General features: G+C 74.6%; 1 protein-coding gene. It reads right to left on the minus strand.

All coding sequences use genetic code 11. From position 1 onward, the window contains the following. Positions 1–1,262, minus strand: a 1,262-nt coding sequence (locus V5O46_RS31555; RefSeq protein WP_332888163.1) for a polyketide synthase dehydratase domain-containing protein, incomplete at both ends; no start/stop codon positions are given.

Genomic DNA, 1,262 nt, shown 5'->3' on the forward strand with positions numbered 1-1,262 from the left:
GCACCCCGTACAGCACCTCATGGACCCGCGCGGCGAGCTTGTCGGTGCCGTCCTGCTGAGGCGCGTACGGCACGACCACCACGTCCGGGACGACGTCCAGTGTGGCCACGGAGTCCAGGTCGTCGGCTGCGAAGACCGTCGCACCGGTCTCCTCCAGCGTCCGTCCCACCCGCAGCGGGTCCGGCCCGACGACCGCCCAGCGCCGCGCCGCGACGGGGGAGAGCCCCGCGGAGGCCGGCACCCAGTCCATGCGGAACAGGCTGTCGTTCACGGAGGAACCGGCCGCCTCCAACTGCGTGGTGACCACCGGCCGTACGACCAGCGACTCGGCCGTGGCGACCGGCATGCCGGCCGGGTCGGCCACGGTGACCGACACGGTGTCCTCGGCGTCCCCGAGCGGAGCCACGCGCACCCGCAGCGCGGCGGCGCCCGCCGCGTGCAGGGTCACCCCGCTCCACGAGAACGGCAGCCGCGCCCGGCCCTCGCCCGCCGCGGCCAGCACGCCCAGACCCAGCGCGTGCAGGGCCGCGTCCATCAGCGCCGGGTGGATGCCGTACCCCGTGGCCTCGGCGGACTCCTCCTCCGGCAGGGCGACCTCGGCGAAGACCTCGTCACCGCGCCGCCACGCGGCCCGCAGGCCGTGGAAGGCAGGGCCGTACCCGTAGCCCTCCTCGGCCAGCCTGTCGTAGTAGCCCTCGGTCTCCACCGGCTCGGCCCCGGCGGGCGGCCATGCGGTCAGGTCGGCGTCCGGCCTCGGGGACTCCGCTGCGGGAGTCAGGGTACCGGTGGCGTGCCGGGTCCACGGCTCGTCGCTGCCGGCGTCCTGCGCGCGTGAGTGGAGAGTCATCTCGCGCCGCCCCGAGTCGTCAGGTGCGCCCACGTTCAACTGCACGTCCAACCCGCCCCGTTCGGGAAGGATCAGGGGTGCTTCGAGGGTGAGTTCCTCCACGGTGCCGCAGCCGACGTGGTGGCCGGCCTGGAGGGCGAGTTCCAGGAACCCGGTGCCGGGGAGCAGCACGGTTCCGGACACGGCGTGGTCGGCCAGCCAGGGGTGGCTCTGCAACGACAGCCGCCCGGTGAACAGGTGCGCGTCCGTGCCGGCCAGCTCCACGGCAGCCCCCAGCAGCGGGTGGCCGGCGGCTGCCAGGCCCGCGCCGGAGAGGTTCGTCCGGCTGTCGGGGGTGGGGTTGATCCAGTAGCGCTGGTGCTGGAAGGGGTAGGTGGGCAGGTCGACGTGCCGACCGCCCTTGCCGATGGGCCAA

The organism is Streptomyces poriticola (genome assembly GCF_036689765.1).
Lineage (GTDB): Bacteria > Actinomycetota > Actinomycetes > Streptomycetales > Streptomycetaceae > Streptomyces > Streptomyces poriticola.